The sequence below is a fragment of the Burkholderia sp. Ac-20353 genome, from assembly GCF_017104785.1.
GTDB lineage: Bacteria > Pseudomonadota > Gammaproteobacteria > Burkholderiales > Burkholderiaceae > Burkholderia.
Genome location: NZ_JAAGPL010000447.1, coordinates 1 through 1676, shown reverse-complemented (window position 1 = coordinate 1676; position 1676 = coordinate 1). Strand labels below are relative to the sequence as shown.

At 70.5% G+C, this 1676-nt stretch carries 2 protein-coding genes; one reads left to right on the top strand and one right to left on the bottom strand.

Annotation, left to right across the window (positions count from 1 at the left end; translation table 11 throughout):
- On the bottom strand, positions 1–735 hold a 735-nt coding region (locus G3N94_RS41145), incomplete at its 3' end, for a glutathione S-transferase family protein (protein ID WP_241022364.1).
- Positions 736–841: 106 nt separating this feature from the next.
- On the opposite strand from G3N94_RS41145, the gene G3N94_RS41140 reads away from it, so the two are divergent.
- On the top strand, positions 842–1676 hold an 835-nt coding region (locus G3N94_RS41140), incomplete at its 3' end, for a LysR family transcriptional regulator (RefSeq protein ID WP_205799886.1).

Sequence of the window (1676 nt, the reverse complement as noted above, 5' to 3'; positions counted from 1 at the left end):
GCCGTGCTCCCGCTTGGCCGGTGCGGACGCCGGCGCGAGCCGGGCAAGCGGGAGCGCGGCCTCGAGCGCGACGTGCCCTTCGAACGCCGTCGACGCCGGCAGCGGGCGCTCGTCCTCGACCGCGTGCGCAAACTGCACGCCGGGGTCGTCGGCGAGCCGCGCGCGCAGCGCGGCGATGCGCGGGAACGCGGCGCTGTCGAACACCTGGTGATAGTCGGCCCAGCGGGCCAGCCCCGCGAAATACGCGTCGGCGAGCGTGCGTTGCCGGCCGAGCAGCCACGGGCCGTCACCGAGCATCGCCTCGAGTTGCCGGTGCGCCTTCATCACGCGGCCGCGGCCGAACGCCTGCAGCACCTCCTTTTCCGCGCCTGCGCTGCCGTGCTCGTACGCGTACCAGAGTGCGCCGAACGCGCTGAAGAACGTGGTGTTGAGATACGCGAGCATCCAGTTCAGCCGGTCGAAATCATGCGTGCCCTGCCGGAACGCGAGACCGGTGCCGGCCGCGGCCGCGCCGATATGGCCGAGGATCGCCATGCTCTCGGTGAGCACGTTACCGGCCTCGGTGATGAACGCCGGCGTCTCGGCGAGCGGGTTGAGCATCAGGAACGCGTCGCTCGTCGCGAGCTCGGGCATCGTGATGCGGGAGAGCCGGTAGGGACGGCCGGCCCACTCGAGCGCGACGATCGAGCCGAACGAGCAGCCGGCGGGAACACCGTAGAAAAGGATCGGAGACATCGGACATATCCAGGTGATTGAACGAGCTCGAATGCTCGCATTTCGAACGATTTATCTGTAGCCGGTAAAATCGAAACCCTTCGTTTCTCCATGTGGACGCTGACCGGTGAATCTGAACGATCTCTACCTCTTCGTGCAGGCGGTCGAAGCCGGCAGCATGTCCGCGGCCGCCCGCCTGCTCGACCTGCCCAAGTCGACGGTGAGCAAGCGCGTCGCCGAGCTCGAGCGCGCACTTGGCGCGCGGCTCGTGCACCGCACGTCGCGCAGTTTTCGCCTGACGCCGGTCGGCGCCGACTTCTTCAACCATGCCCGCGCGGCGGTGATCGAGGCCGAGAGCGCGCGGGACGCGGTGCTGCGGCAGGCCGCCGAGCCGCGCGGCGTCGTCCGCATCACGAGCTCGGTGCCCGTCGCGCAGCATTTCCTCGCGCCCTGCCTGCCGGCGTTCGCCGCCGCCCATCCGAAGCTGCAGCTCCAGATCCATGCGGGCGACCGTCTGGTGGATCTCGCGCAGGAAGGCTTCGACATTGCGGTGCGCAGCCATTTCGCACCGCTGCCCGACTCCGCGCTGGTGCAGCGCCCGCTCGCGGTTTCACCGATCATCCTCGTCGCGTCGCCGGCCTATCTCGCTCAGTGCGGCGAACCGGCCGAGCCGGCCGGACTCGCGCAGCACGACGGCCTGTATCCGAACCTGCAATCCGCCCCGTGGCATGTCTGCCGTGGCGCCGACCGTGTCGAGGTCGCGCCGCGCCCCCGTCTGCACGCGGACGAATCGACGGTGCTGCTGCAGGCGGCCGTCGCCGGCCTCGGCATCGCGTGCCTGCCGGACTGGATCGCCGGCGACGCGCTGCGCACGGGCGCGCTCGTGCGTGTGCTGCCCGCGTGGCACGCCGGCCACGTGACCACGACGCTGCTGATGCCGCACCGCCGCGGCCAGTTGCCCG